The sequence below is a fragment of the Arthrobacter sp. 05T410 genome, assembly GCF_056396505.1.
In genome coordinates this window covers 159,080-184,313 of sequence record NZ_JBFTLP010000005.1, presented here as the reverse complement: position 1 = coordinate 184,313, position 25,234 = coordinate 159,080, and the positions used below count along the sequence as shown (strand labels likewise).

The following is a 25,234-nucleotide window of genomic DNA, read 5'->3' as shown; positions in this document are numbered from 1 at the left end:
GCCGCGGCTCGGCGCCGCCGCCCCGTTGCCGGTCCGGCTAGGAGACGGTGCCCAGTTCCTTGGTTTCCTGCGCTTCCATCCGCGGGTCCGTGCCCAGCAGCCGGCGCAGGGACGCGAGCCTGGCCGGTCCCGAGGGCCCCGCGTGCCCGGCCGCAACCCACTTGTCGACGCCGCAGTTGACGGCCGTGGAGTCATGCTTGCAGCCGCGTTCGCAATCATCGGTGCCGGGTTCCAGGTCCGGGAAGGAACGCAGGATCCGGTCCGGGTCCACGTGGGCCAGACCGAAGGACCGGATGCCGGGGGTGTCGATGATCCAGCTGCCGGCCGGGGCATCGTTGACTTTGAGCGCCAGTGCCGAGGAGGACGTGTGGCGGCCGCGGCCGGTTACCGCGTTCACGCCTCCTGTGGCCCGCTCGGCCCCGGTCAGGGCGTTGACCATGGTGGACTTGCCGACGCCGGAATGGCCCAGCATCACGGTGACCTTGCCGTCGAGGTAGTCGCGCAGCTGGGATACCGCGTCCTTGTCGAGCCGGGCGGAAAGCCCGTCGTCGGAGCGGGCGTCGATGCCGGAAGCGGCGGAGTCGGCGGTCTTGGAGATGATGACGGGGAAGTCGAGGTGCTGGTAGTTGGACAGCAGCTCGGCGGGATCCTTGACGTCGGCCTTGGTGACGAGCAGCAGCGGCTCAATGCCGGCGTCGTACGCGGCCACCAGCGCGCGGTCGATGAAACCGGTCCGCGGCTCGGGGTTGGCGGCGGCGACCACCACCACCAGCTGGTCGGCGTTGGCCACGACGGCACGTTCGATCGGGTCCGTGTCGTCGGCGCTGCGGCGCAGCAGCGTCTTGCGGTCCTGGATCTTGACCAGCCGCGCCAGGGTGTCGGGCTCGCCGGTGACATCCCCGACCAGGGAGACGAAGTCGCCGGCAACCACCGGGTTGCGGCGCAGTTCCCGGGCCCGGGCCGCGATGATCTTGCGTTCGTCCGCGGTCCCCTCGCCGACGACGGCGGTGTAGCGGCCGCGGTCAACGGTGATGATGCGTCCGGTGACGGCGTCGTCGTAGCTGGGCCGGTCCTTGGTGCGGGGCCGTGTGCCCTTCTTGTTCGGCCGGATCCGGACGTCGGACTCGTCCCAGGAATCAGTGCTGCGTGCCACCGGCGGTGTCCTCATCTGCGGCGGGTCCCTGGGCCAGCATCGCTTCCCAGAGTTGCGGGAAATCGGGCATGGTCTTGGCCGTGGTTGCGATGTCCTCGACTTCCACGCCGGGTACGGCAAGGCCGAGGATGGCGCCGGCGGTTGCCATACGGTGGTCCGCGTAGCTGTGCACCACACCGCCGTGCAGCGCGGCCGGGCGGATGATGAGGCCGTCGGGGGTTTCTTCGGCGTCCCCGCCGAGGCGGTTGATTTCGGCGACGAGGGCGGCGAGCCGGTCCGTTTCATGGCCGCGGAGGTGGGCGATGCCGCCCAGCCGTGAGGGGCCGGTGGCGAGGGCGCACAGCGCGGCTACGGTGGGGGCGAGTTCGCTGGTTTCGTCGAAGTCGCCGCCCTTGATCTCCGGGCCTCCGCTGACGGTCAGGGTGCCGCCGTCAACCGTCACCGTGGCGCCCATAGCGGTCAGGATTCCGCGCCAGAGATCACCCACCTGGGTGGTTTCCGCCGGCCAGTTCGGGATCCGCACGGTGCCGCCGGTGGCCAGGGCCGCCGCGAGGAAGGGGCCGGCGTTCGAGAGGTCCTGCTCGATCCGGACGTCGAAGGCGCGGATCGGGCCGGGGGAGACAACCCAGTGGTTCGGCACCGAGTCGTCGACCGCCACGCCCACGCCGCGCAGCACGGCCACGGTCATGTTGATGTGGTCCAGGCTCGGCACGGGCTTGCCGACGTGCTCCAGGTGGAGTCCCTCGGTGAAGCGCGCCCCGGCCAGCAGCAGGGCGGAGACGAACTGGGACGAAGCGCTGGCATCGATGACCAGGTGGCCGCCGCGCACCTCGCCCGAGCCGTGCACCGTGAACGGCAACGACGACGCCGGACCGCCGGCGGGTGCGGTCACTGCCACACCCAGGCCGGCGAGGGCCTCGATAATGGTGCCCATGGGGCGTTTGCGGGCGTGCGGGTCGCCGTCGAAACGGGACTCACCGCGGCGCAGCGCGGCCACCGGCGGGACAAAGCGCATGACCGTGCCGGCCAGGCCGCAGTCGATCGCCGTGTCAGCCGCCGCGGTGTCCATGCTGATCGGGACGATTTCCAGGTCGGGGCCGAAGGCGCCGTCGCCGGGCACTTCCGTGACGGTGGCCCCCAACTGCCGCAGGGCCTCAATCATCAGCGCGGAATCCCGGGAGTGCAGGGGAGCCCGCAGCCGGGAAGGTCCGTCCGCGAGGGCGGCGAGCACGAGGTACCGGTTGGTCAGAGACTTGGAGCCGGGAACGGTGACAGTGGCATCGACCGGCCGGGCGGCGAAGGGGGCGGGCCAGTGCGGGCCGGCGTCGGCTGCATGGGCGCCGGCAGGGTGGGACGGGGCAGCTGCAGAGGGGGTGGTGCCAGTCATTACCGTCTTAGGCCCCGGCAGAGTGGTCTACGGCCTTGCGGACGACTTTGTCGGCCTTCTTCAGCTGCTTGTTGGTGGTCTTGCGGGCATCGGCGGCGAGGTGTCCGGCGCTCTTCTTGGCATCGGCGGCCAGGTGCCCGGCGCGCCAGGCCAGGCTGGGCTTGCCGGCGGTATCGACCGCGGCGAGGAGCACTCCGCCGGTGAGGGAGACGTTTTTCAGGAGCTGTTTGCGGCGGGCGTCGCGGGCTTCCTTCGAGGAGATGTCCGCGCTGCGCCATTCGACGTAGCCGTTCAGGAGCGAAATGACGGCGAGCAGGGTGGCCGCCAGCCGGGCGGACTTGCCGAGGGCGAAGCAGACGCCGGCACCGATCTGGGTGCCGCCGATCACGCGTGCCACGACTTTTTCATTTGGCTGGAACGGCAAGGCGTCGGCCGCACGGCGCAACAGGGGGGACAGCTGGGCCGCAGTGTCATCCGCGTTCTTGAGCTTGTCCATGCCGGCGAGGACGAAACTGGAGGCGAGCATGGGCCGGGCGAGAAAGCGGACAAACGACATGAATTTCCTCCTGGATGGACGAACAGCGGCTTCACTGCGGGAGAACCGGTTCTAGTCTTGCACTTTTGCGGAATATTTGCCCGCAGGACGTGGTTGTGAAAGGCAGATCCCAGCAGGCTAACGAAGGCGGAGATTTGACTCTGGTCAAAGACAGGGCGGAACCGGAAGCCGGTTCCGGTCAATCATGGACCCTCGCGCTTCCGGCGGTTCCGGGTGCCCGGCGGAAGGTGACAGTAGACTTGAACGCAATGAGCACCATGGACCCGGCCGTTGCGGCCATGCACGAGGTTGCCGGAAACGACGCCACGCCCACCAAGACACCTGATGCCGGCACGCCCGCCGCTTTGGAGACCGAGGTGGACGGGAAGCCCCTTGATGTCTCCACCGAGTCCGCGGAAGAGCGCCGGGCGCGCTTTGAGCGTGACGCCATGCAGTACGTGGACCAGCTGTATTCGGCGGCCATGAGGATGGCCCGGAACCCCTCCGACGCCGAGGACCTGGTCCAGGAGGCGTATACGAAGGCGTTCTCCGCGTTCCACCAGTACAAGCCCGGAACCAATCTGAAGGCCTGGCTGTACCGCATCCTCACCAACACGTACATCAACCTGTACCGGAAGCGTCAGCGCGAGCCGCTGCAGTCGAATTCGGACACGATTGAGGACTGGCAGCTGGCCCGCGCCGAGTCGCATACGTCCTCGGGACTGCGTTCGGCGGAGGCTGAGGCCCTGGACCACCTGCCCGACTCGGATGTGAAGCGCGCCCTCCAGTCGATTCCGGAGGAATTCCGGCTGGCCGTGTACTTCGCCGACGTCGAGGGTTTCGCGTACAAGGAAATTTCGGACATCATGAACACCCCCATCGGGACCGTCATGTCGCGGCTGCACCGCGGCCGGAAGATGCTGCGGGACATGCTGGCGGACTATGCCGCCGAACGAGGATTCAGGGCCGCCACCGAGTCAAGCGCCGCGGCCGACAGCAACAAACAGGAGAACAGGAAATGAGCGACTGCCAGGGACTGGGCGATTGCGATGACGCCCGGATGCAACGTATCTATGAATATCTGGATGGTGCGCTCACGCGTGCAGACATCGCAGAGATCAAGGACCACCTGGACAGTTGCCCGGAGTGCCTGGAGCAGTATGACCTCGAATGTGTCATCCGCGTGATGGTCAAGCGTTCGTGTACCGAAGCAGCTCCGGAAAACCTCAAGAACTCCATCCTGGACCGGATTCACTCGATCCGGACTGTGGAAGCCTGAGCCGACATAAACGAATGACCCCGGAATCCGTGAGGATTCCGGGGTCATTCGTCTAAAGCTGTCATTCCAAGCTTTGCTTAGGCGTTGGGGCGCTTACCGTGGTTCGCGCCGCCACGCTTACGGTCACGACGTTTACGTGCACGTTTGCTCATAGCTGGCCTCCTTAATCTTGGTACTCAAAAGAGCTGCCCTCAAGTCTCCCACATCGCGGCACCCGCCGCGAACCGGAGGCCCGTGCTACGGGCCGCGGTCGGTCGGTCCCGGCCTCAGCCCTCCAACGAATTTCGGATCGAGATCCGGGCCTGGTCCAGCACGGTCCTGACCGTTTCGAGCGTGACGGCGGTGACCGGACGGCTCCCGGCATGACGCCGCAGTTCCACCCGCATGTCGTCGCGGAACGCCTGCACCAGCATTTCCGCCTCCTTCAGCCGCCGTTCGCCCTCCGGGGAGTACCACGGGCTTCCCGCGGCGCCGGCAGTGCCCGTCCCGCCGGCAGAACCGGCGGCGCGGGCCGAGGTCCGGGCCGCCTCGGCCGTGGCCGCAAGGTCGGCCCGGAGGCCGCGCATGTTGACGCGGATGTCCTGGCGCAGGTTGTCGGCGAGCCGGCGGACCGACGCCGAGATGTCGTTCTCGACGCCGGCGAGTTCGTCCCGCCGGCGGTTCAGTTCCGTGAGGCCGGCCGGAGTGATGCTGTAGTTGGTGCGGCGGCCTTCCGTCCGGGTGGCGACGAGCCCTTCCTCTTCAAGCTTGCCCAGGCGCGGGTAGATGGTCCCGGCACTGGGGGAGTACGTTCCGCCGAAACGCTCGCTGAGCGCCTTGATCAGCTCGTAGCCGTGCTTGGGGCCCGATTCGAGCAGGGCGAGCAGGTACAGCCGCAGCGCCCCGTGGGCGAAGACGGGAGGCATCAGAGGGCCGTTTCGGTGTCCGGGCTGGGCTGGCCGTGGAAGAGCGACGTCTTTCCCGAGACCGAGTTGGTCCGGACCAGCATCAGCTTGGCGTCCGGTCCCGCGATGGTCTGCACCGTGCCGCCGGGCTGGGCGTACCTCGTGTCATCGATGACCACCGCGCCGCTGGCGGACTTGGCAACGATGTCCACCCCGACGTCGTGCGGCAGCCGGATGGTGACGTCGCCGGAGACCGAATTGGCGCCAAAGTCATGGGTGAAGCCGTGCAGGTCGAAGTTCAGGTCGCCGCTGACGGTGTTCGCCCGGATGTTGCTGAATTCGCCCGAGGCCGTCACCTCGCCGGAGACGCTCTTGGCGGTCAGGACGCCGCGGTGGTTGCGGGCAATCACCTCGCCGCTGACCGTGTTGACGGACAGGTTCCCGGCGGTGCCGTCGGCCAGCACGGACCCCGAGACGGTGTTGAGCCGGGTGTGGCCGCTGAGCCCGGAAACCATGCCGTCGCCGCTCACCGTCCCGGCCTCGACCTCGACGCCGGCCGGCAGGGCGATGCTGATGACCACTGAGTTGCTGCTGCCGTTGTTGACGGTGCTCATCAGGTTCTTGAACCAGCCCTGCGGGCCGTGCAGCTGGTGGCGGACTTCCAGGCGGCCGTTGACGATCGAAACCGACAGCGGGTCGCCTTCGATTTCCGAGACCTCGATCCTGGCAACGTCCTCGTCATGGGTGACGATGTCGAAGCGGCCGCGGACAATCCCGAGTTTGAGGGAGTGGACGCCGTCGACGTCGATGGTCTGCGGGCCGGTCACGGTCCACGTGTTCTCTGACATGGTTCCTCCGGAAAGGCGAAAGGGCTGAGGCAACTAACGATATATCTCAACTATGAAGTCACGATATATCGCGCTTGCCGGCAGGTCAAGATATATCGCGAAATCCCTGGAGGGTGGGGTCCCGGCGCGGCCGGTTGCCTGCTTGCCCGCCTATTCCGGGGTGTCCAGGCCCAGCCACTGGAACCAGCCGCGGTGCAGCACGAGCCAGGCCATGAGGCCATAGCCGGCCTGGCCGGGCGTGCCGCCGTTGGCCGCGAGGTCCTGGCGCCACTGCTCGTGGTTCAGCAGCGGCGAGAACGTGTCGACATAGAGGTGCTTCCGGCGCGTCGTGACGTCGGCGAAGGCGGTGTTGAGCTCGCCGAGCCTGCGGTTCTGTGCGGGGTCAAGCGTGGGCGGCGGGCCCACGACGAAGACCTCTATCTTGTTCTGGGAGGCGGAGTCCAGGATGTTGGCCAGGTTCAGGCGGCTGCGGGCCGTGGACAGGCCGAACTCAATGTCGCGTCCTGACAGGCCGATCACCAGGCGGTTTTCGTGGTGGTTGCCGAATCGCCGGCCCGCCTCCTCGAGCCAGCGGGCCGCAATGCCTTCGGTGCCCTCTTCGGGGCATGGCAGGGAGTAGCACTCCAGGGCGACGCTGTCCTGCGGCGTGCGGGCCAGGACCCGGCCCAGCCAGCCCAAGGCGCGCGGATCACCAAGCCCAGCCAACAGCTCGTCCCCAACGGCTGCGATCCGCAGCTTCCGATCTTCCACGACTACCTCTTCACTTCAACGCTGTCCATCAAGCTGACCACTAATAGTCCATTAAACAGAACCGCCCGGCCGGAGTGTTGTTGTTTCAGTCTCCGGCCGGGCAGCAATGCCGCTATTTACGAGCGAATGCCTGCTTGAGCAGGGCGTCCTGTTCTGCCGCGTGGCGCTTCATCGACCCTGCCGCGGTGGAGGCCGAGGCGGGGCGGGAGATGAGGCGGACCCGGCGGTCCAGGGCGTCCGGCAGGTTCAGGCCGATGAACGGCCACGGACCCTGGTTGGCCGGTTCGTCCTGCGCCCAGACCACTTCGGCGTTCGGGTATTTGGCCAGCTCCGCGGCGATCTCGTCGGCCGGCAGCGGGTACAGCTGCTCGACGCGGACAATCGCCGTGGTCTTGTTCTCGGTCTTCTGCCGGGTGGACAGCAGATCGTAGTACAGGCGCCCGGAGACCAGCAGCACGCGTTCGACGGCGTCGGCCTGCAGCTGCGCGTGTTCCGGAATGACCGGGCGGAACGAGCCGGTGGTGAAGTCCTCCACGGAGGACGCTGCGGCCTTGAGGCGGAGCAGCTGCTTGGGCGTGAAGATGATGAGCGGCTTGCGCGGCCTGCTGTACGCCTGGCGGCGCAGCAGGTGGAAGTGCGAGGCCGACGTCGTGGGGTTGGCGACGATCATGTTCTCTTCGGCGCACATCTGCAGGAAGCGCTCGATGCGGGCGGAGGAGTGGTCCGGACCCTGGCCCTCGTAGCCGTGCGGCAGCATGAGGACCAGCGAGGACCGCTGGCCCCATTTCTGCTCGGCCGAGGAGATGAACTCATCGATGATGGTCTGCGCGCCGTTGACGAAGTCACCGAACTGCGCTTCCCAGAGCACCAACGCATCCGGGCGTTCCACCGAGTACCCGTATTCGAAGCCCATGGCGGCGTATTCGGAGAGCAGTGAATCGTAGATCCACAGCTTCGCCTGGTCATCCGAGAGGTGGGACAGCGGAAGCCACTCGTCGCCGTTGGCGCGGTCGTGGAAGACGGCGTGGCGCTGCACGAAGGTGCCGCGGCGCGAGTCCTGGCCGGCGAGCCGGACGGGGACGCCTTCCATGATGAGCGAACCGAACGCGGCCAGTTCACCGAAGCCCCAGTCGATGCCGCCTTCACGGGACATCGCCTCACGCTTCTCCAGCAGCTGCTTGAGCTTGGCGTGGACGGTGAAGCCGTCCGGGATATCGGTGTGGGCCTTGCCGATGCGGGCCAGGGTCTCCGCGGAGATCGCGGTGGATACCGGCGCGCTGACGCCGGAATCGGACTGCTGGGCCATGGGGCGTTCCAGGTCCGACACCGCGGCCGAATCGGCCGTGATGATCGGGATCGGGGACGTCTGGGCGGCGTGGGTTTCCGCGAAGACGCGTTCCAGGCGTTCCTGGTAGTCCCGCAGCAGCTGCTCGGCTTCTTCCTCGGTGATGTCACCGCGGCCGATCAGTGATTCGGTGTACAGCTTGCGGACCGAGCGCTTGGCCTCGATCAGGTTGTACATCAGCGGCTGGGTCATCGAGGGGTCATCGCCCTCGTTGTGGCCACGGCGGCGGTAGCAGACCATGTCGATGACAACGTCCTTGTGGAAACGCTGACGGAACTCGTAGGCAAGCTGCCCGATGCGGACCACGGCCTCCGGGTCGTCGCCGTTCACGTGGAACACCGGTGCCTGGATCATCTTGGCGACGTCCGTGGAGTACGTGGAGGAACGCGAGGACGACGGTGCGGTGGTGAAGCCGACCTGGTTGTTGACCACGATGTGGATGGTGCCGCCGGTGCGGTACCCGCGCAGCTGGGAGAGGTTGAGCGTTTCCGCGACCACGCCCTGGCCCGCGAAGGCGGCGTCGCCGTGCACCATGATCGGCAGCACGGGGAACGCCTCGCCCTGGTCCAGGCGGTCCTGCTTGGCACGGACGATTCCTTCGAGGACGGAATCGACGGCCTCGAGGTGGGACGGATTCGCGGCGAGGTAGACCTTGGTCTCCTTGCCGTTGTCCGAGGTGAAGGTGCCCTCGGTGCCCAGGTGGTACTTGACGTCACCGGAGCCCTGCACGGAGCGCGGGTCCTGGGTGCCTTCGAATTCGCGGAAGACCTGCGCGTAGGTCTTGCCCGCGATGTTGGTCAGCACGTTGAGCCGGCCGCGGTGGGCCATGCCGATCGCCACTTCGTCGAGTTCGTCGTCGGCGGCGTCGGAGATGATCGCGTCCAGCAGCGGGATCAGGGACTCGCCGCCCTCGAGCGAGAAGCGCTTCTGGCCGACGAACTTCGTCTGCAGGAAGGTCTCGAAGGCCTCGGCGGCGTTGAGCTTGGAGACGATGCGCAGCTGCTCGTCGCGGCTCGGCTTCGAGTACGGGTGCTCCAGCTGGTCCTGGAACCACTTGCGCTCGGCCGGGTCCTGGATGTGCATGTATTCGATGCCGGCGGTGCGGCAGTAGGCATCACGGAGGACGCCGAGGATGTCGCGGAACTTGAGCATCGGCCTGCCGCCGAAGCCGCCGGTGGGCCACTCGCGGTCCAGGTCCCACAGGGTCAGGCCGTAGGTCAGGACATCGAGGTCCGGGTGCTTGCGCTGGACGTACTCGAGCGGATCGGTGTCCGCCATGAGGTGGCCGCGCACGCGGTAGGCGTGGATCAGCTGCTGGATCCGGGCGACCTTGTTGATCTCGTCGGCCGGGTCCACCTGCAGGTCGGGGCTCCAGCGCACGGGCTCGTAGGGGATACGCAGGGACTCGAAGATCTCGTCGTAGAAGTTCTGCGCGCCCAGCAGCAGCTGGTGCACGAGCTTGAGGAACTCGCCGCTGCCGGCACCCTGGATGACGCGGTGGTCATAGGTGGAGGTCAGCGTGAGGACCTTGCTGATCGCGTTCTGCGCGATGATCTTCTCGCTGGCACCCTGGAACTCGGCCGGGTAGTCCAGTGCGCCGACGCCGATGATGGCGGCCTGGCCCTTGGACAGACGCGGGACCGAGTGGACGGTGCCGATGCCGCCGGGGTTGGTCAGGGACACGGTGGTGCCGGAGTGGTCGTCCGCGGTCAGCTTGCCGTTGCGGGCACGCTTGATCAGGTCCTCGTAGGTGTGCCAGAACTCGGAGAAGTTGAGGGTCTCCGCCTTCTTGATGTTCGGGACCATGAGCAGGCGGGTGCCGTCGGGCTTGGGCATGTCGATCGCGATGCCGAAGTTCACGTGCGCCGGCTGGACAGCCACCGGCTTGCCGTCGATCTCGTCGTAGTAGACGTTCATCGACGGGAACTGGGACAGGGCGCGGATGACGGCGTAGCCGATCAGGTGCGTGAAGGAGACCTTGCCGCCGCGGGCGCGGGCCAGGTTGGAGTTGATGACCACACGGTTGTCGATCAGGAGCTTCGCCGGGATGGCGCGGACGCTCGTCGCGGTCGGCACTTCCAGGCTGGTGACCATGTTCGAGGCGATCGCCTTGGCCGGGCCGCGCAGGACCGAGACGACGTCTTCTTCGGGAGCCGTCGGGGCCTTGAGGTTCTTGGGCAGCTGCGCCGGGATCGGCGCGGTGCCGGGGCCGGCGTCGGAAGTCTTGGAGCCGTCCCGGGCGACGGTGGCCGGGGCTTTCTTGGCGGCGGGCGCAGCCGGTGCGGGCGCAGCCGTGGCGGCGGGAGCTGCGGGGGCGGCGGGCGCAGGTGCTGCCGGAGCGGCGGCGGGCGCTACAACGGGAAGTTCACGGGTGGCAGGATGCACAGCTGTCGCGGTGCCGGACGTTCCGTTGGCGGGAGAGGCGTCACTAGCTTCAAAGGATTCGAACAGGGGCCACCACTTGGAGTCGACCGTGTTCTTGTCCTGCTGGTAACGCTCATACAGTTCGTCAACGAGCCACTCGTTTCCGCCAAATTCCTCTGGTAGACGGTGGCTAGGCTGCTCTGGCACTTGAAATACGCCTCTTCCGTGAGTTTGATTCCCTCTGGCTTCCACGGTGCCTCGGCACAACGATTGAGCCAGTCTCTGCGTCCAGTGAACCCAGACCCATGCCAGTCTAGTGAGGATTCTTGCCAAACCGCCAATAAGCGTGACCCAAATCATGATCCGCCCCGGCAGCCGCCGAATTGCGGTGAAGAAGAGTTGCAGAATCGGCCCCGGATGCGGCCCACATGCGGTGCCCTGCGCGAGGCCGGACGCGGTGCCGGAGTCGGTGCCGGCCCTGCCGGAAACCGCCCTAGAATGCAGTGAGAACCCGTTTGTCGCCGACGGTGCCAGCTGCGGGTGCCAGCAAAGGAGCAGCAGTGCGTTTCCTGAATGAGCCCACCACCGATCTGACCTACTCGGACCTCTTCCTGGTCCCGTCCCGGTCCGATGTCACCTCCCGCCTGGACGTCGACCTCGCGGCCGACGACGGGACCGGCTCCGCGATCCCGCTGGTGGCGGCGAACATGACGGCGGTCACGGGGAAGCGGATGGCCGAGACCATGGCCCGCCGCGGCGGCCTTGGAGTCCTGCCGCAGGACGTCCCGCTCGACGTCATCCGTGACGTCACGGCCTGGATCAAGGGACGCCACCCGGTCCTGGAAACCCCCGTCACGCTCGCGCCCACGGACACCGTCATTGATGCCCTCCACCTGATGGGCAAGCGGCCGCACGGGGCCGTTGTGGTGGTGGACGACTCCGGCGCGGTCACCGGTGTTGTCCGGGCCGCCGACTGCGAGGGCCAGGACCGTTTCGCGTCACTGGCCTCCGTCATCCGCCACCAGCCGCTGGTGCTCGACGCCGGACCGCTCGCCGGCGGATTGTTCGGGGGCGGGTCGGCGGCCGATGCTGCGCAGGCCCTCCGCCGCGCCTTTGAAGCGATGGATGCCGCCGGAACCGACTACGCACCGGTGCAGCAGGACGGGGTCCTGGCCGGCGTGCTCACCCGTAAGGGCGCCCTGCGCTCCACGCTCTACCGGCCGTCCCTGGACGACGACGGCAGGCTGAAGGTCGCTGCCGCCGTCGGAATCAACGGCGACGTGGCCGGGCGGGCCGCCGAATTGCTGGCGGCCGGCGTCAACGTGCTGGTCCTCGACACCGCGCACGGGCACCAGCAGAAAATGTTCGACGCCCTCGCCGCCGTGAAGGGTCTCAACCCCGGCGTGCCGGTGGTCGCCGGCAACGTCGTCACCGGCGATGCCACACGTGAGCTCATCGAGGCCGGGGCGGACATCGTCAAGGTCGGGGTGGGCCCCGGCGCCATGTGCACCACGCGCATGATGACGGCCGTGGGCCGCCCCCAGTTCAGTGCCGTCCTGGAATGCTCCGCCGCGGCCCGGGAAGCCGGCGGCCGGGTATGGGCCGACGGCGGGGTCCGCTACCCGCGCGACGTCGCCCTGGCCCTGGCCGCCGGGGCCAGCCAGGTCATGATCGGCTCCTGGTTTGCCGGTACGCACGAGAGCCCCGGGGACCTGCAGCTCGACGCCTCGGGCCGGCAGTACAAGGAGAGCTTCGGCATGGCGTCCGCCCGGGCGGTGCAGAACCGCAACCAACGCGAGGGCGCCTTTGAAATGGACCGCAAGGCCCTCTTCGAGGAGGGCATCTCCACCTCCCGCATGTACGTCGATGCGGCCCGGCCCGGCGTCGAGGACCTGCTGGACATGATCACCGCGGGCCTGCGCAGTTCCATGAGCTACGCCGGCGCTGCCGATCTCGCCGCTTTCCGGGAACGCGCCGTGGCAGGCATCCAGTCCGCGGCCGGGTACGAGGAGGGCCGGCCCGTCCCGCAGAGCTGGTGAACCCGGCGCGGCCGGTGACGCGGGCGGTCGGGGGCTGGCGGCGGTTGCTCCTGTAGACTGAAATTCTTATGGACAGTAAATCTAGGTGCCGGCCTGGGGGCTGTCAGCGGAGTACGGAAACCGTTCCCGCCCAGTCCACCCGCAGAGCCGGCAAACCCCGTTCACGCGCCCATCACTCTCCGGCCGCACGCCATTCCGGAGCTATCCAGGAAACAGGGTCGGCCGCCGCCGACCATCCTCCGCCAGGCCGGGCCTTCCCGCATTTGCGTCCCCTGACGCGGCACGTGCCATGCGCTGCTGCGGAAGCAGGCCGCTGACATGGAATGGCTACTCCTCGCAGCCGGTCTCCTGCTCATCCTCGGCACCGGCTTCTTTGTCGCCGTGGAATTTTCCCTGGTCGCCCTGGACCAGGCCACCGTGCAGCGCGCCGTTGACACCGGCGACACCGCCGCCGAGCCGTTGCTCAGATGTCTCAAGTCACTCTCCACCCAGCTTTCCAGCTGCCAGCTGGGCATCACCATGACCACGCTGCTGACCGGCTATGTCATGGAACCGTCCGTGGGCAAGCTGCTCGAAGGCCCGCTCACCGCGCTCGGCGTCCCGCCGGCGGCGGCGGCCTCGCTGTCCCTGGTCCTGGCAATGGCGGTGGCCACCCTGCTCTCCATGGTGATCGGCGAACTGGTGCCCAAGAACATGGCCATCGCGCTGTCCTTCCCGATCGGCAAGGCCGTGGCCCGGCCCCAACTGGTGTTCACCGCCATCTTCAAGCCCGCCATCGTGGTGCTCAACGGCTTCTCCAACAAGGTCCTCAACGTCTTCGGCCTGGAGGCCAAGGAAGAAATCTCCGGCGCCCGCACCCCGGCCGAGCTGGCCTCGCTTGTGCGCCGCTCCGCGGCCATGGGCACCCTCGACGCCGGAACGGCCAACTTCATCGCCCGAACCCTGAAGTTCTCCGGGCGGACCGCCGCGGACGTCATGACCCCCCGCATCCGCGTGGAGACCATCGATGCCGACCAGCCGGTCTCGGATATCGTCGAGGCCGCCAAGCGCACCGGATACTCCCGGTTCCCCGTGATCGGCGAGTCCTCCGATGACATCCGCGGCGTGGTCCACATCAAGAAGGCCATTGCCGTGCCCGCGGACCGCCGCGCCAAGCTGCAGGCGGGGGCCATCATGACCGACGTGCTCCGGGTCCCCGAAACCATCCACCTGGACGCCCTCCTCGCCGAACTGCGCGAGGGCAACCTGCAACTGGCCGTGGTCCTGGATGAATACGGTGGAACCGCCGGCATCACCACGCTGGAGGACCTCGTGGAGGAAATCGTCGGGGAAGTGGCCGATGAGCATGACAAGGTCCGGCCCGGCCTGCTCCAAAGCGCCTCGGGGGACTGGTACTTCCCGGGCCTGCTCCGGCCCGATGAACTCTCCGAACAGATCCCGGGCCTGACCGTGCCCGACGAGGCTGCCTACGAAACGGTGGGAGGCTACGTCATGAGCCAGCTCGGCCGCATCGCGGCAGTCGGCGACACGGTCGACGTCGTCGGCGGGACACTCAGCGTGACCCGCATGGACGGCCGCCGGATCGACCGGATCTGTTTCCGGCCCGTCCGGGTGTCCGGCGACGGCCAGCCCGCCAGCCAGGCAGGTGCCGCGTGAGCGACTGGGCCGGAATCCTCTGGCTTGCGTTCCTCCTGGTGGGCAACGCCTTCTTCGTGGCCGCCGAATTCGCCGTCATGTCGGCCCGCCGGAGCCAGATCGAGCCGCTGGCCGAGGCAGGTTCCAAGCGCGCCCAGACCACCCTGCGGGCGATGGAAAACGTTTCCCTCATGCTCGCCTGCGCCCAGCTCGGCATCACCGTCTGCTCGCTGCTGATCCTGCAGGTGGCCGAGCCCGCGATCCACCACCTCCTGGCCGTGCCGCTGGAAGCGGTGGGCGTCCCCGAGGAGGTCGCGAACATTGTGGCCTTCGCCGTCGCCCTGCTGTTGGTGACGTTCCTGCACGTCACATTCGGCGAAATGGTGCCCAAGAACATTTCCGTGTCCGTCGCGGACAAGGCTGCGCTGCTGCTGGCGCCGCCGCTGATGTTCATCGGGCGGCTCGTCAAGCCCGTCATTGCGGCGCTTAACTGGTCCGCGAACCACATCCTGAAGCTGATGCGGATTGAGCCGAAGGACGAGGTGACCTCCACCTTCACTCTTGAAGAAGTGCAGTCGATCGTGCAGGAGTCCACCCGCCACGGACTCGTGGACGACGACGCCGGACTCATCACCGGAGCGCTCGAGTTCTCCGAACACACCGCGTCCCGTGTGATGGTTCCGCTGGGCAAACTCGTCATGCTCAAGGCGGCCACCACGCCGGTCGAATTCGAAAAGGCAGTGAGCCGGACCGGGTTCTCGCGCTTCCCGATGCTCGACGACGACGGCATGCTGGCCGGCTACCTCCATATCAAGGACGTGCTGTCCATCCCGGACGCCGGGTACCACCAGCCGATTGCGGAAAGCCGCATCCGGTCGCTGGCGAACCTCGCCATGGACGACGAAATCGAGCAGGCCATGTCCGTCATGCAGCGCACGGGCTCGCACCTGGCGCGCGTGATCGGACCCGATGGGCTGACTCAGGGAGTGCTGTTCCTCGAAGACGTGATCGAGCAGCTCGTCGGCGAAATCCGGGACGCGACGCAGGCCACCGGCTACCGCAGGCTGGGCCAGGACCAGTAGGGGGCAGCCCAATATCGGGCAGCCAAGTAACGGCCGGTCCAGTAACGGGCAGCCCAGCTGCGGCCGGGCACCGGCGGGGCACGCCGTGTATCCCTAAATAGGAATGATTCCTATTTAGGGATACACTCGGGCTGTTGCTATTGCTCCTGATTCTCAATAACAGATCCGAGGTTTTCCGTGCGTCGTCCCGCTGCCCGAGTCCTGCTGGCTGGTCTTGCCGGCCTGGGCCTCCTGCTCACCGCGTGCAGTCCGACGTCCGGCAGCCCCCGGGGGACCGCGGGGGACGGCGTGGTCAACGTCGTCGCATCCACCAGCGTGTACGGCGACATCGTCTCCAGCATCGGCGGCGACAAGGTCCGGGTCAGCTCGATCATCAACCGCACCAGCCAGGACCCGCACTCCTACGAGGCCACCACGCAGGACAAGCTGGCCGTCTCCAAGGCCGAGCTGGTGGTGGAGAACGGCGGGGGATACGACGCCTTCATGGACACGCTGGCGACCGACACCGGCCTGGACCGCGGCAGCGTCATCAGCGCCGTGGATGTTTCAGGGCTTGTCTCCGAAAGCGGTGCCAGCGAAAGCCCGCCAGCGGCGAGCCCCGACTCCGCCGGCCACACCCACGGGTCCACGGGGCTGAATGAACACGTCTGGTACAGCCTGCCTGCCATGTCCCGCCTCGCGGACGCCGTGGCCGAGAAGCTGGGCTCGCTGGAACCGGCCTCGGCGCAGACGTTCCGGAGCAACGCGGCGGCCTTCAAGGACTCGCTCGGCGGCCTGGAAACGAAGCTCGCCGCCATCAAGTCCTCGGCGGGCCACGCGCCCGTGGCCGTCACCGAGCCCGTACCGCTGTACCTGCTCGAGGACGCCGGACTGGAGAACGAGACCCCGGCCGAGTACACGGCGGCGATCGAGGAGGACGCCGACGTCCCGCCCGCCGTGCTCAAGACCACCGTCGATCTCGTGGCATCCCGGGGCGTACGGCTGCTGGCCTACAATACCCAGACCGAGGGACCGCAGACGGCGGCGGTGAAAAAAGCCGCCGAGAACGCCGGCGTCCCGGTCGTGAACTTCAGCGAGACCCTCCCGGACGGCCAGTCCTACCTGCAGTGGATGACCGGAAACGTGGAGAGCATCGGCAAGGCCCTAGGATGATCGCAACAGCGGGAGCAGCCATCTCCGCGGAAAATCGAGGAAACCCGTTTTGACACCGGTAGTGAGCCTGCGCGGCGCCTCCCTGGCGTTCGGCCAACGGACTCTCTGGGAGGGCCTGGACCTGGACATCAACCCGGGTGAATTCTTTGCCGTGCTCGGGCCCAACGGCAGCGGCAAGACCACCTTCCTGAAGGTCCTGCTGGGATTGCAGGAACTGAGTACGGGAACGGCCGTGCTCGACGGCCACCCCGTTGAGCGGGGAAGCCGCCGGATCGGCTACGTGCCCCAGCAGAAATCATTTGACCCCGATACGCCCCTGCGCGCCCGCGACCTCGTGGCCCTCGGCGTCGACGGCCACCGCTGGGGCATCCGCCTCGGCGGCGCCAAGGTGAACCGTAAAGTCGATGAACTCCTGGAGCTTGTGGGCGCCACCGATTACGCCAAGGTGCCGGTGGGGCAGCTTTCCGGCGGTGAGCAGCAGCGCCTGCGCGTGGCGCAGGCCCTCGCGACCGATCCCAAGGTGCTGCTGTGCGACGAGCCGCTGCTCTCCCTTGACCTTCAGCACCAGCAGGGCGTCAGCGCGCTGATCAACAGGCAATGCCGCGACTCGGACAGTGCCGTGGTGTTCGTGACCCACGAGATCAACCCGATCATGGACTACGTGGACCGGGTCCTGTACCTGGCCGGCGGAAAGTTCCGGGTGGGCACACCCGCGGAGGTCATGACCACCGAGGTGCTCTCCGATTTGTATGACAGCCGTGTTGAGGTCATCCAGGCCAACGGCCGGCTGATCGTCGTCGGGCTGCCGGACGCCGCGACGCACCACCATCTGGACGCGCACTCAGTCGCGGGCGAGGCGGGCTAAGTGGATCTGGGCGACCTGCTGCACTCAATCTTCAACTTCGAAAACTACGGCGAGCTGCTGGTCCTGGTGCAGAACTCCATCTGGGCCGGCGCCGTCCTCGGGCTGCTCGGCGGAATCATGGGCACCTTCGTGATGAAACGCGACCTCGCCTTCGCCGTCCACGGGATCTCGGAGCTCTCCTTTGCCGGCGCGGCGTTCGCGCTGTTGATCGGCGCCGACATCATCCTCGGCTCGCTGGCAGGATCCGTGCTGGCAGCCCTGGTGCTGGGCGTGATGGGGGTCCGCGCACGGGACAAGAACTCGATCATCGGCGTCATCATGCCCTTCGGGCTTGGCCTGGGCATCCTCTTCCTGTCCCTGTACGAGGGCCGGGCGGCCAACAAGTTCGGCCTGCTCACCGGGCAGATCGTGTCGGTCGGGACCGTCCAGCTGCAGGTCCTGGCGGTCGCCGCCGTCGTGGTGATGCTGGCGCTGGCCGCCATCTGGCGGCCGTTGACCTTTGCCAGTGTCGACCCCGACGTCGCCACCGCCCGCGGCGTGCCGGTGCGGGCCCTCGCCCTTGGTTTCATGGTGCTGCTGGGGATCAGCGTGGCGCTGTCCATCCAGATTGTGGGCGCGCTGCTGGTGCTGGCCCTGCTGATCACGCCCGCGGCCGCCGCCATGCGCGTCACGTCCTCGCCCCGGCTGGTTGTCACGCTGAGCATCGTCTTTGCGATGACGGCGACAGTCGGAGGCATCCTGCTGGCCCTCGGCGGCCGGCTGCCGATCAGCCCCTATGTGACCACGTTGTCCTTCCTGATCTACGTGGCCTGCCGGATGATCGGTGGCGCACGGGCCAGACGGGGACTCAACGGCCGGGTGGTGCGGAGCGCCGCTGCGTCGGCTTAACGCTCTCACGCCACTGTGGCAGAATTTCCCCAGGTTTGCCGCCGGCCGCCGGCGGGTCCCTGCGCCCCGCCGGTGATTTCCGGGGTCACGAGGTCAAAGGTGGGGAATTTCAGCAGCTCCGGCTATTCGCCGGGCTGACTGGCTGTGCATTCGGGGCACAGGCCGAAGATTTCCACGGTGTGCTCCACCGCGGTGAAGCCGTGCTCATTCGCGATCCGCGCGGCCCAGGCCTCGACCGCCGGTGCTTCCACTTCCACGGCCTTGCCGCAGTTCCGGCACAGCAGGTGATGGTGGTGCCCGGTGACGGCGCAGCGCCGGTACACCGCTTCGCCGTCGGCGTTGCGCAGGACATCCACCAGCCCGTCGTCGGCGAGGGACTGCAGGATCCGGTAGGAGGTCGCGAGGGACACCGCGGTGCCGCGCTCCTGGAGGATGCGGTGCAGTTCCTGGGTGCTGACGAAGTCCGCCAGGTCGTCCAAGGCGGCACTGACGGCGAGGCGCTGCTTGGTGACGCGCTGTTCCTTGCCCTGCACGGGTGCCGAGGCCGGAGTCCGGCTGCTGCCGGTGGTAGCGCCTTGGGACATCGTGGAACTCGCTTCGTCAAAAGAATTCGCGGGTGGGACTCGCTGAGGGTGGCAATGTCCAAGATTACCAGCGCCCAAGATTGCCAGCGGCGCTTCGTGGACACTGTGACGGCTGGTGCCTAGGCTGGCCGGATGAAGCTGACCAAATTTACTCACGCCTGTGTCCGCCTCGAACAGGACGGCCGGGTGCTGGTGTTTGACCCGGGCACCTTTTCGGAGACGGACCAGGCCCTGGCCGGAGCACATGCTGTGCTCATTACCCACGAGCACGCGGACCATGTGGACGTCGACGCCGTCGCCGCGGCGTTGCAGTCGAACACCACCCTTGAGCTTTTCGCCCCGGAGGCCGTGGCCGCGACGCTCCGCGGCAAGGCGCCCGACGCCGGAAGCCGCATCCATGCGGCGGGCGCGGGTGAGGAATTTGAAACGTCGGGCTTCGCCATCAGGACCTTTGGCGGCCAGCACGCCCTCATCCATCCGCAGATCCCCGTGGTGGCCAACGTCGGCTACCTCGTCGACGGCAATGTCTACCACCCGGGGGACTCCTTCGCGATCCCCGACGGCGTCGACGTCAAGACGCTGCTTGTACCCATCCACGCCCCGTGGAACAAGGTGGGCGAAGTGGTGGATTTTGTCATTGGTGTCCGCGCACCACAGGCCTTCCCGATCCACGACGCGCTCCTGAACGAGCTGGGCCGCGGCCTGGTGGAGGGGCACGTGACCCGGATCGGCGCCAAGTACGGCACCGAGTACCGGCACCTTTCCAGCGGCGATACGGCGGAGGTTTAGCCGCCGGGGGCGCGTAGGCGGGCTTAGGCCGGCGTGCTGACGGGCGGGCGGGCCGGCTGGTTTAGGCCGGCCAGGCGCCGGTCCGGAAGAACTCGCGCAGCACGGCCTCGTGGGGTTCGGGATCCAGGCCGTGGGCCGCCAGCCACTCCGGGTTGTAGTAATTTCCGGCGTAGCGGTCCCCGGCGTCGCACATCAGGGTCACAACACTGCCCCGGCGGCCCTCCGCGATCATCCCGGCGATGAGCTGCCACGCGCCCCAGAGGTTGGTCCCGGTGGACGGACCCGCGTGCAGACCGGCGTGGTCCCTCAGATGCCGCATGGCCGCCACCGACGCGGCGTCGGGAACCTGGATCATGTGGTCGATCACGGCGGGCACAAAACTCGGCTCCATCCGCGGCCGGCCGATGCCCTCGATGCGGGAGGGCAATCCCGCCGCGGGTGCGTCAGCTGCAGTCCCGCCGCCAGCTGTCCCGCCGCCAGCTGTCCCGCCGTCGGGCCGGCTGTTCCGCCAGCCCGGATAGAACGCGGAATTTTCCGGGTCGACGACGGCGAGGCCCGTCTCGTAGCGGTGGTAGCGCAGGTACCGGCCAATCGTGGCGCTGGTCCCGCCGGTGCCGGCCCCGACCACCACCCAGCGGGGGACCGGGTGCTCCTCCAGGGCCAGCTGGCCGAAGATCGATTCGGCGATGTTGTTGTTCCCGCGCCAGTCCGTGGCCCGTTCGGCGTACGTGAATTGGTCCATGTAGTGCCCGCCCGTGCTCCTGGCCAGATCCGCGGCGGCCTCGTAGACCTCGGAGGCGTGGTCCACCAGATGGCAGGAGCCGCCGAACTGTTCGATCAGGGCGATTTTCTCGCGGCTGGTGGTCCGGGTCATCACGGCGATGAAGGGCAGTCCCAGCAGCTGCGCAAAATAGGCTTCGGAGACGGCGGTGCTGCCGCTGGATGCCTCCACGATCGTGGTGCCTTCCCGGATCCAGCCGTTGACGAGGCCGAAGAGGAACAGGGACCGCGCCAGCCGGTGCTTGAGGCTGCCGGTGCGGTGGGTGGATTCGTCCTTCAGGTACAGCTGCACGCCCCAGTGCTCCGGGAGCGGCACCGAGTACAGGTGGGTGTCGGCTGAGCGGTTGTTTTCGGCGTTGATCCGGCGGACGGCCTCGTCGGCCCAGGCCCGGTCCTGCAGGTGCGCTGTGTTCACCGCTACAGCCTACCCGGGGCGGCGGGACGCCAAAGATAGAGTGGGGAAATGGACACCCTTCTCGATGCTGCCGCCCTCAAGGACCGGATGGACGACGCCGGCGCAGCCGGCCAGCGCACAGTACTCCTCGACGTTCGCTGGGCGCTGGGGGATCCCCACGGTCACGATCACTACCTGCGCGGACACATCCCCGGGGCCGTCTTCGTGGATCTCGCCACTGAACTTGCCGGACCGGCGGAACCGGAACGCGGCAGGCATCCGTTGCCGCCGTCAGAGCAGTTCCAGGAGTCCGCGCGCCGCTGGGGCATCAACGACGGCGATGTGGTCGTAGCGTACGACGACAGCGGCAACATGGCTGCGGCCCGGCTGTGGTGGATGCTGCGCAACGCCGGCTTTAGTTCTGTGTACCTGCTCGACGGCGGCCTGGCCGCGTGGCGGGCTGCCGGGTTCGAGCTGGCGGCCGGACCCGAACAGCCCGCACCCGGAAACGTCACCCTGTCCGACGGCGCCATGCCCGCGATCGACGCCGGACAAGCCGCCAGTTGGGGCCGGCGGGGGCTGCTGTTGGACGCCCGGGCGGGGGAGCGGTACCGCGGCGAAATCGAGCCCGTGGATCCCCGCGCCGGCCATATTCCGGGGGCCGTCAGTGCCCCTACCACCGGGAACCTGCGCGCTGACGGGCGCTTCCTTGCCCCGGCGGAGCTGCGGGAGCGCTTCGAACAGCTCGGTTACCGGGACGGCGTCCCCACTGCCGTGTACTGCGGATCCGGAGTGACAGCGGCCCATGAAATCGCCGCCCTCGAGATTGCCGGCTTTTCCGCGGCCCTTTATCCGGGGTCCTTTTCGGAGTGGTGCCACGGTCCCGCGAACGATGTTGTCACCGGGCCGGAACCGTACGGCGAGGACGCGGCTTCACACTAAGGGCCAGCCCGAGCACCAGACGGCCCGCGCAGGCTGCTCAGAGCGCCTCCAGTTCCTCCCCAGGCAGACAATGATTCCTAGGCTGCGGCGGCCACTCTGGGCTTTCCACGCCTGAGCGTTTTGGCTTGGTGCCGGAGCTGGCGCCGGCGGCGGGAGCCCGGCTGGTCTGTGGCTGATGGCCGGAGCGGTGTTCCGGGCAGGGGCGGCGCGGTGGAACGGTACGTGTGGCCGGTGGGGGTGGTGAGCTCGATGGGGTGCCTCGCGCCGATGCTCGAGGCGGATCCGGGTGCGGCTTCGGGGCTGGGGCGTGCTTTCCAGCCGGGGGTTTCTTTGGTGTGGTTGCAGGCTTCGCAAAGTCCGGCGGCGTTGTCCGTGGTGGTCGGGCCGCCGGTGTGCCAGGGAATGATGTGGTCCAGGTGGCGGATGGGCGCGTCGCAGTACGGGGTGCGGCAGGTGTCGTCGCGGGCCTGGATGAAGCGGCGGTGCCCGGGTGGGAAGAGCCGGGCGCGGGAGTCCATCCCCACGAGCTCGCCGGTGCCGGGGTGGGTGTAGAGCCGCCGGAGCCGGGGGTTGAACGCGGGGTCATTGGCGCTCCCGGCGGCGCCGCCCGGTCCGGGGGGACGGCGGCCGCCCTCGCCGCTGAGTGCATCCTTTGTGCCGTTGATGAGGGTGCGGGCCCAGCCGGCGGGGACGGTGCCGTAGCCGGGGAGCCGGGCGGGTTCGGCGCCGGCCTGGAGGAGGGTGCGGTCGGTGATGATGAGGTGGATTTCGACGCCGGTGATCCCGCCGGGGGTGCCGGTGGTGCGTTCGACCAGGGCATCGGCCATGAGCTGCCCGCGGCCCCTCGGGTCCCCGGCGGCGCGGAGGGTGTCGGCGTGCCCGGTGAAGGCCTTGTAGACGGCGACGCCGGCGGTCACGGGCAGCAGGGCGGTGAGGTGGCACATGGTGTCGGGGGCCGGGCGGAGGCTGACGTGCCGCTCGGTGGCGGCGTGCCCGGCGCGTTCGGTGACGGAGCTGGGATCGCGCCGGTACGCGGCGGCCCGGGCCGCGGCGACCAGGGACCGGTCCCCGGCCCCGGCGAACGTCCCGGCGTCGGCGGCGAGTTCGGCGTCGACGGCGGCCCGGTCCGCGGCGGTCAGGCAGGCGGTTTCACGGACGAGCAGGGTGGCGCGCCATTCGTTCAGCTGCCCGGTTTCCAGGGCGGCGAGGGTGTGCGGCATTTCGGTCACGAGGGCTTTGGCCAGGCCCAGCAGCCGGCCGCCCCTGGCGGGGGATTCGTGCCGGGCCAGGGCGATCTGCGCGCCGATCCCGGCGCCGAGCTTCTCGGCCGGGACCCCGGCGCCGGGCTTGTTCGCGGCGTTGGAGCAGGTCGAAGGCCACGGCGAGCCGGGCCTGTTCCGCGGACGCGACGGATTACCAGTCTTCCAGTTCCCGGATCCGGTCAATGATCCCGGCACTGCCCGTGGGCGGACAGCCTAAGCCCATCGGCCCGGCGTCCAGCCGGCCCGCCACCTCCGCGGAGGCTGCCTCCGCGGTGCCCGGAATGGTGGCCGCGCCGCTCCCGGCGCGACTCGGGCCATCGTCGCCGTATCCTGCCGGAGCCACTTCGGGCCCCTGATTGCCGTCCATGAATCCAGTGTTTCAGGGACCCCCGACAATGATGGCCGCAGGGGTCCGCCCCGGGTGCCAACTGCCCGGCGGCGGCCAATTCGTTAGCGAATGATGGCGGTTGTCGGTGCGGAAGTCGTGGACGCAGTTGAGTATCCGGCCTTCCGGCCAGTTGCTCGTACGGCGTCCCCAGGGTGCCCCCGGTTCGTTGACGCACGACCAGTTGGGCAACGTGCCCGACCTGAGCGACGAGCCGTCGCCAGCGAGCCACCCCAAAGTGGAATACATCCCGGGACCGGGGGTAGCGTCAACGTATGACACCTGGACGTCCCGTACCCCCGCCCCTTGCCAAGCCGTTGCCGGATTTGGACACCACAGACACCAAATCCGCCACCGCGGACAGCGCCGCGCAGAACGCCGGCCCCACACTCGCTGCTGCGTATGGTGCCACCTCACCGGACAGCGGGCTCGTTCCCTTGACCGTGTCCCGACGGGCGCCGAAGGCGGACGACGTCGAGATCGCCGTCGAATTCTGCGGACTGTGCCACTCGGACGTGCACGCCACCCGGGGCGAATGGGGCGGCGACACCTACCCGTTGATCCCGGGCCACGAGATCGTCGGCCGGGTCACCCGGCTCGGTTCCGCCGTCGACGACTTCACGGTGGGTGAGCGCGTGGGCGTGGGCTGCATCGTGGACTCCTGCCGCGAGTGCGACAGCTGCCTGGACGGCCTCGAGCAGTACTGCGAAAACGCCGCGGTGGGAACCTACGGGGCGAAGGATGCCCGCAACGACGGCGCCATCACTCAAGGCGGGTATGCCACGTCGATCGTGGTGGACCGCCACTATGTCCTGCGGGTGCCGGAAGCACTGGACCCCGCCGCCGCGGCGCCCCTGCTCTGCGCCGGCATCACCACATATTCGCCCCTGAACCACTTCGAGGTCGAGGAAGGAGACGTCGTCGGCGTCGTCGGACTGGGCGGTCTCGGCCATATGGCCGTCAAGATCGCCAAGGCCATGGGGGCCGAGGTCAAGGTCTTCACGACGTCGGAGAAGAAGTTCGCCGCAGCGCGCGAGCTGGGCGCCGACGACGTCATCCTCTCCACCGACCCGGCCGCGATGGAAGCCGCGAACCGCAGCATCGACGTCATTATCGACACTGTCGCCGCACCGCACGACCTCAACCCCTACTTCCGCACGCTGGGCCTGGACGGTGTGCTGTTCCAGCTGGGCCTGCCCGCCGAAGCGATGCCGCCTGTCAACCCCGGGGTGCTGATCCGGCGCAGGATCGCCTATGCGGGTTCGCTGATCGGCGGCATCGCCGAGACGCAGGAGATGCTGGACTTCTGCGCCGAGCACGGCGTGGTGTCCGACGTTGAGGTGGTCGGCGCAGACCAGCTCAACGAAGCCTACGACCGCATGGTGGCAGGCGACGTCAAGTACCGTTTTGTCCTGGACGTCAGTACCCTGGGGTCCCCGGCAGAAAAGGCGGACGCATGAGCACTCTCTTCACCAAAATCATCAACGGCGAGATCCCGGGCCGCTTCGTCTGGCGCGAGGACGGCGTCGTGGCGTTCCTGACCATGGGCCCGCTGGCCGACGGCCACACCCTCGTGGTGCCCACCGAGGAAGTGGACCGCTGGACGGATGCCTCGCCCGAGGTCCTCGGCCGGGTCATGGAGGTTGCCCGCAAGATCGGCGCGGTCCAGGTGGAGGTGTTCGACGCCGCCCGGGCCGGGCTGATCGTGGCCGGCTACGAAATCAACCACATGCACGTCCACGTGTGGCCATCGAACTCGATGGCGGACTTTGATTTCGGCTCCGTGGACCAGCACCCGGATCCGGCCAGGCTGGACGCCAACGCGGAGAAGCTCCGCCAAGGCCTCCGCACGGCCGGCCACGCGGAGCACGTCCCGGCCGCCTAGGTCCCGC

At 68.1% G+C, this 25,234-nt stretch carries 22 protein-coding genes and 1 pseudogene; 12 read left to right on the top strand and 11 right to left on the bottom strand.

Translation table 11 applies throughout. From position 1 onward, the window contains the following. Positions 1-37 precede the first annotated feature (37 nt). The 3 genes from rsgA to AC1DFR_RS09585 are packed head-to-tail and all read right to left on the bottom strand — an operon-like array spanning position 38 to position 3,096. Complete coding sequence (rsgA, locus tag AC1DFR_RS09595; protein ID WP_079553032.1) at positions 38-1,153, bottom strand: ribosome small subunit-dependent GTPase A; 1,116 nt, start codon at positions 1,151-1,153, stop codon at positions 38-40. Beyond that, positions 1,137-2,540 (bottom strand): 3-phosphoshikimate 1-carboxyvinyltransferase, encoded by a 1,404-nt coding sequence (aroA, locus tag AC1DFR_RS09590; RefSeq protein WP_476873193.1) that lies wholly within the window; start codon positions 2,538-2,540, stop codon positions 1,137-1,139. Before aroA ends, rsgA begins: the two co-directional genes overlap by 17 nt. 7 nt (positions 2,541-2,547) lie before the next feature. Continuing rightward, a complete protein-coding gene (locus AC1DFR_RS09585; RefSeq protein WP_028277492.1) occupies positions 2,548-3,096 on the bottom strand; it encodes a DoxX family protein in 549 nt (182 codons plus the stop codon). A gap of 248 nt (positions 3,097-3,344) precedes the next feature. On the opposite strand from AC1DFR_RS09585, the gene AC1DFR_RS09580 reads away from it, so the two are divergent. Together AC1DFR_RS09580 and rsrA are read left to right on the top strand one after the other, a co-directional pair. Further along, positions 3,345-4,097: a sigma-70 family RNA polymerase sigma factor gene (locus AC1DFR_RS09580; RefSeq protein ID WP_476848819.1), complete on the top strand. Its 753-nt coding sequence runs from the start codon at positions 3,345-3,347 to the stop codon at positions 4,095-4,097. After that, positions 4,094-4,354 carry a mycothiol system anti-sigma-R factor gene (gene rsrA / locus AC1DFR_RS09575; RefSeq protein WP_018775287.1) on the top strand — a complete coding sequence of 87 codons (261 nt, stop codon included), beginning with the start codon at positions 4,094-4,096 and terminating at the stop codon, positions 4,352-4,354. Before AC1DFR_RS09580 ends, rsrA begins: the two co-directional genes overlap by 4 nt. Before the next feature lie 77 nt (positions 4,355-4,431). Here rsrA and AC1DFR_RS09570 read toward each other — a convergent pair whose 3' ends face one another. From AC1DFR_RS09570 to AC1DFR_RS09550, 5 genes are all read right to left on the bottom strand, one after another. Next, the gene (locus tag AC1DFR_RS09570) at positions 4,432-4,506 is read right to left on the bottom strand and encodes a 50S ribosomal protein bL37 (protein WP_104061284.1); all 75 of its coding nucleotides are present in this window, start codon (positions 4,504-4,506) and stop codon (positions 4,432-4,434) included. 114 nt (positions 4,507-4,620) lie between these two features. After that, positions 4,621-5,259 (bottom strand): PadR family transcriptional regulator, encoded by a 639-nt coding sequence (locus AC1DFR_RS09565; protein ID WP_476848820.1) that lies wholly within the window; start codon positions 5,257-5,259, stop codon positions 4,621-4,623. After that, positions 5,259-6,086 (bottom strand): DUF4097 family beta strand repeat-containing protein, encoded by an 828-nt coding sequence (locus tag AC1DFR_RS09560; protein ID WP_476848821.1) that lies wholly within the window; start codon positions 6,084-6,086, stop codon positions 5,259-5,261. Before AC1DFR_RS09560 ends, AC1DFR_RS09565 begins: the two co-directional genes overlap by 1 nt. Positions 6,087-6,236: 150 nt before the next feature. Beyond that, the gene (locus tag AC1DFR_RS09555; RefSeq protein WP_079553040.1) at positions 6,237-6,836 is read right to left on the bottom strand and encodes a GDSL-type esterase/lipase family protein; all 600 of its coding nucleotides are present in this window, start codon (positions 6,834-6,836) and stop codon (positions 6,237-6,239) included. Positions 6,837-6,948: 112 nt separating this feature from the next. Further along, positions 6,949-10,752 (bottom strand): multifunctional oxoglutarate decarboxylase/oxoglutarate dehydrogenase thiamine pyrophosphate-binding subunit/dihydrolipoyllysine-residue succinyltransferase subunit, encoded by a 3,804-nt coding sequence (locus tag AC1DFR_RS09550; RefSeq protein ID WP_476848822.1) that lies wholly within the window; start codon positions 10,750-10,752, stop codon positions 6,949-6,951. A gap of 353 nt (positions 10,753-11,105) precedes the next feature. On the opposite strand from AC1DFR_RS09550, the gene AC1DFR_RS09545 reads away from it, so the two are divergent. The 6 genes from AC1DFR_RS09545 (at position 11,106) to AC1DFR_RS09520 (ending at position 18,206) form a co-directional block, all read left to right on the top strand. Continuing rightward, entirely contained in the window at positions 11,106-12,584 is a 1,479-nt protein-coding gene (locus AC1DFR_RS09545; RefSeq protein ID WP_476873192.1) for a GuaB1 family IMP dehydrogenase-related protein, read from the top strand. 318 nt (positions 12,585-12,902) lie between these two features. After that, the gene (locus tag AC1DFR_RS09540) at positions 12,903-14,240 is read left to right on the top strand and encodes a hemolysin family protein (RefSeq protein WP_476848824.1); all 1,338 of its coding nucleotides are present in this window, start codon (positions 12,903-12,905) and stop codon (positions 14,238-14,240) included. Continuing rightward, a complete protein-coding gene (locus AC1DFR_RS09535; RefSeq protein WP_028277499.1) occupies positions 14,237-15,301 on the top strand; it encodes a hemolysin family protein in 1,065 nt (354 codons plus the stop codon). Before AC1DFR_RS09540 ends, AC1DFR_RS09535 begins: the two co-directional genes overlap by 4 nt. 177 nt (positions 15,302-15,478) lie before the next feature. Beyond that, positions 15,479-16,453 carry a metal ABC transporter solute-binding protein, Zn/Mn family gene (locus tag AC1DFR_RS09530; RefSeq protein WP_476856719.1) on the top strand — a complete coding sequence of 325 codons (975 nt, stop codon included), beginning with the start codon at positions 15,479-15,481 and terminating at the stop codon, positions 16,451-16,453. A gap of 49 nt (positions 16,454-16,502) precedes the next feature. Next, positions 16,503-17,318, top strand: a complete 816-nt coding sequence (locus AC1DFR_RS09525; protein ID WP_476873191.1) for a metal ABC transporter ATP-binding protein — start codon at positions 16,503-16,505, stop codon at positions 17,316-17,318. Next, the gene (locus AC1DFR_RS09520) at positions 17,319-18,206 is read left to right on the top strand and encodes a metal ABC transporter permease (protein WP_476848826.1); all 888 of its coding nucleotides are present in this window, start codon (positions 17,319-17,321) and stop codon (positions 18,204-18,206) included. 122 nt (positions 18,207-18,328) lie between these two features. On the opposite strand, the gene AC1DFR_RS09515 is transcribed toward AC1DFR_RS09520, so the two are convergent. Beyond that, positions 18,329-18,790 (bottom strand): Fur family transcriptional regulator, encoded by a 462-nt coding sequence (locus AC1DFR_RS09515; RefSeq protein WP_028277503.1) that lies wholly within the window; start codon positions 18,788-18,790, stop codon positions 18,329-18,331. A 132-nt stretch (positions 18,791-18,922) separates the two neighbouring features. Between AC1DFR_RS09515 and AC1DFR_RS09510 the strand changes: the two genes are divergently transcribed. Continuing rightward, positions 18,923-19,579 (top strand): MBL fold metallo-hydrolase, encoded by a 657-nt coding sequence (locus AC1DFR_RS09510; protein ID WP_476856721.1) that lies wholly within the window; start codon positions 18,923-18,925, stop codon positions 19,577-19,579. A gap of 61 nt (positions 19,580-19,640) precedes the next feature. Here AC1DFR_RS09510 and AC1DFR_RS09505 read toward each other — a convergent pair whose 3' ends face one another. Further along, positions 19,641-20,774, bottom strand: coding sequence for a PLP-dependent cysteine synthase family protein (locus AC1DFR_RS09505; protein WP_476873190.1), 1,134 nt, complete (start codon positions 20,772-20,774; stop codon positions 19,641-19,643). A 48-nt stretch (positions 20,775-20,822) separates the two neighbouring features. On the opposite strand from AC1DFR_RS09505, the gene AC1DFR_RS09500 reads away from it, so the two are divergent. Next, on the top strand, positions 20,823-21,695 hold the full coding sequence (locus tag AC1DFR_RS09500) for a sulfurtransferase (protein WP_476871295.1): 873 nt from the start codon (positions 20,823-20,825) through the stop codon (positions 21,693-21,695). Between the two features lie 77 nt (positions 21,696-21,772). On the opposite strand, the pseudogene AC1DFR_RS09495 reads toward AC1DFR_RS09500, so the two are convergent. After that, positions 21,773-23,324 (bottom strand): annotated as a pseudogene (locus tag AC1DFR_RS09495) (HNH endonuclease). A gap of 293 nt (positions 23,325-23,617) precedes the next feature. On the opposite strand from AC1DFR_RS09495, the gene AC1DFR_RS09490 reads away from it, so the two are divergent. Both AC1DFR_RS09490 and AC1DFR_RS09485 read left to right on the top strand, forming a co-directional pair. Further along, positions 23,618-24,802, top strand: a complete 1,185-nt coding sequence (locus AC1DFR_RS09490; protein ID WP_476873189.1) for an NAD(P)-dependent alcohol dehydrogenase — start codon at positions 23,618-23,620, stop codon at positions 24,800-24,802. Next, complete coding sequence (locus AC1DFR_RS09485; protein ID WP_476857530.1) at positions 24,799-25,227, top strand: HIT family protein; 429 nt, start codon at positions 24,799-24,801, stop codon at positions 25,225-25,227. The genes AC1DFR_RS09490 and AC1DFR_RS09485 overlap by 4 nt, the downstream gene beginning before the upstream one ends. The last annotated feature ends 7 nt before the right edge of the window (positions 25,228-25,234 follow it).

Coding starts and splice junctions, on each gene's coding strand:
- aroA (WP_476873193.1), bottom strand. CDS start 2,540: ATGACTGGCACCACCCCCTCTGCAGCTGCCCCGTCCCACCCTGCCGGC.
- AC1DFR_RS09585 (WP_028277492.1), bottom strand. CDS start 3,096: ATGTCGTTTGTCCGCTTTCTCGCCCGGCCCATGCTCGCCTCCAGTTTC.
- AC1DFR_RS09580 (WP_476848819.1), top strand. CDS start 3,345: ATGAGCACCATGGACCCGGCCGTTGCGGCCATGCACGAGGTTGCCGGA.
- rsrA (WP_018775287.1), top strand. CDS start 4,094: ATGAGCGACTGCCAGGGACTGGGCGATTGCGATGACGCCCGGATGCAA.
- AC1DFR_RS09565 (WP_476848820.1), bottom strand. CDS start 5,259: ATGCCTCCCGTCTTCGCCCACGGGGCGCTGCGGCTGTACCTGCTCGCC.
- AC1DFR_RS09560 (WP_476848821.1), bottom strand. CDS start 6,086: ATGTCAGAGAACACGTGGACCGTGACCGGCCCGCAGACCATCGACGTC.
- AC1DFR_RS09540 (WP_476848824.1), top strand. CDS start 12,903: ATGGAATGGCTACTCCTCGCAGCCGGTCTCCTGCTCATCCTCGGCACC.
- AC1DFR_RS09515 (WP_028277503.1), bottom strand. CDS start 18,790: ATGTCCCAAGGCGCTACCACCGGCAGCAGCCGGACTCCGGCCTCGGCA.
- AC1DFR_RS09510 (WP_476856721.1), top strand. CDS start 18,923: ATGAAGCTGACCAAATTTACTCACGCCTGTGTCCGCCTCGAACAGGAC.
- AC1DFR_RS09500 (WP_476871295.1), top strand. CDS start 20,823: ATGGACACCCTTCTCGATGCTGCCGCCCTCAAGGACCGGATGGACGAC.
- AC1DFR_RS09490 (WP_476873189.1), top strand. CDS start 23,618: ATGACACCTGGACGTCCCGTACCCCCGCCCCTTGCCAAGCCGTTGCCG.
- AC1DFR_RS09485 (WP_476857530.1), top strand. CDS start 24,799: ATGAGCACTCTCTTCACCAAAATCATCAACGGCGAGATCCCGGGCCGC.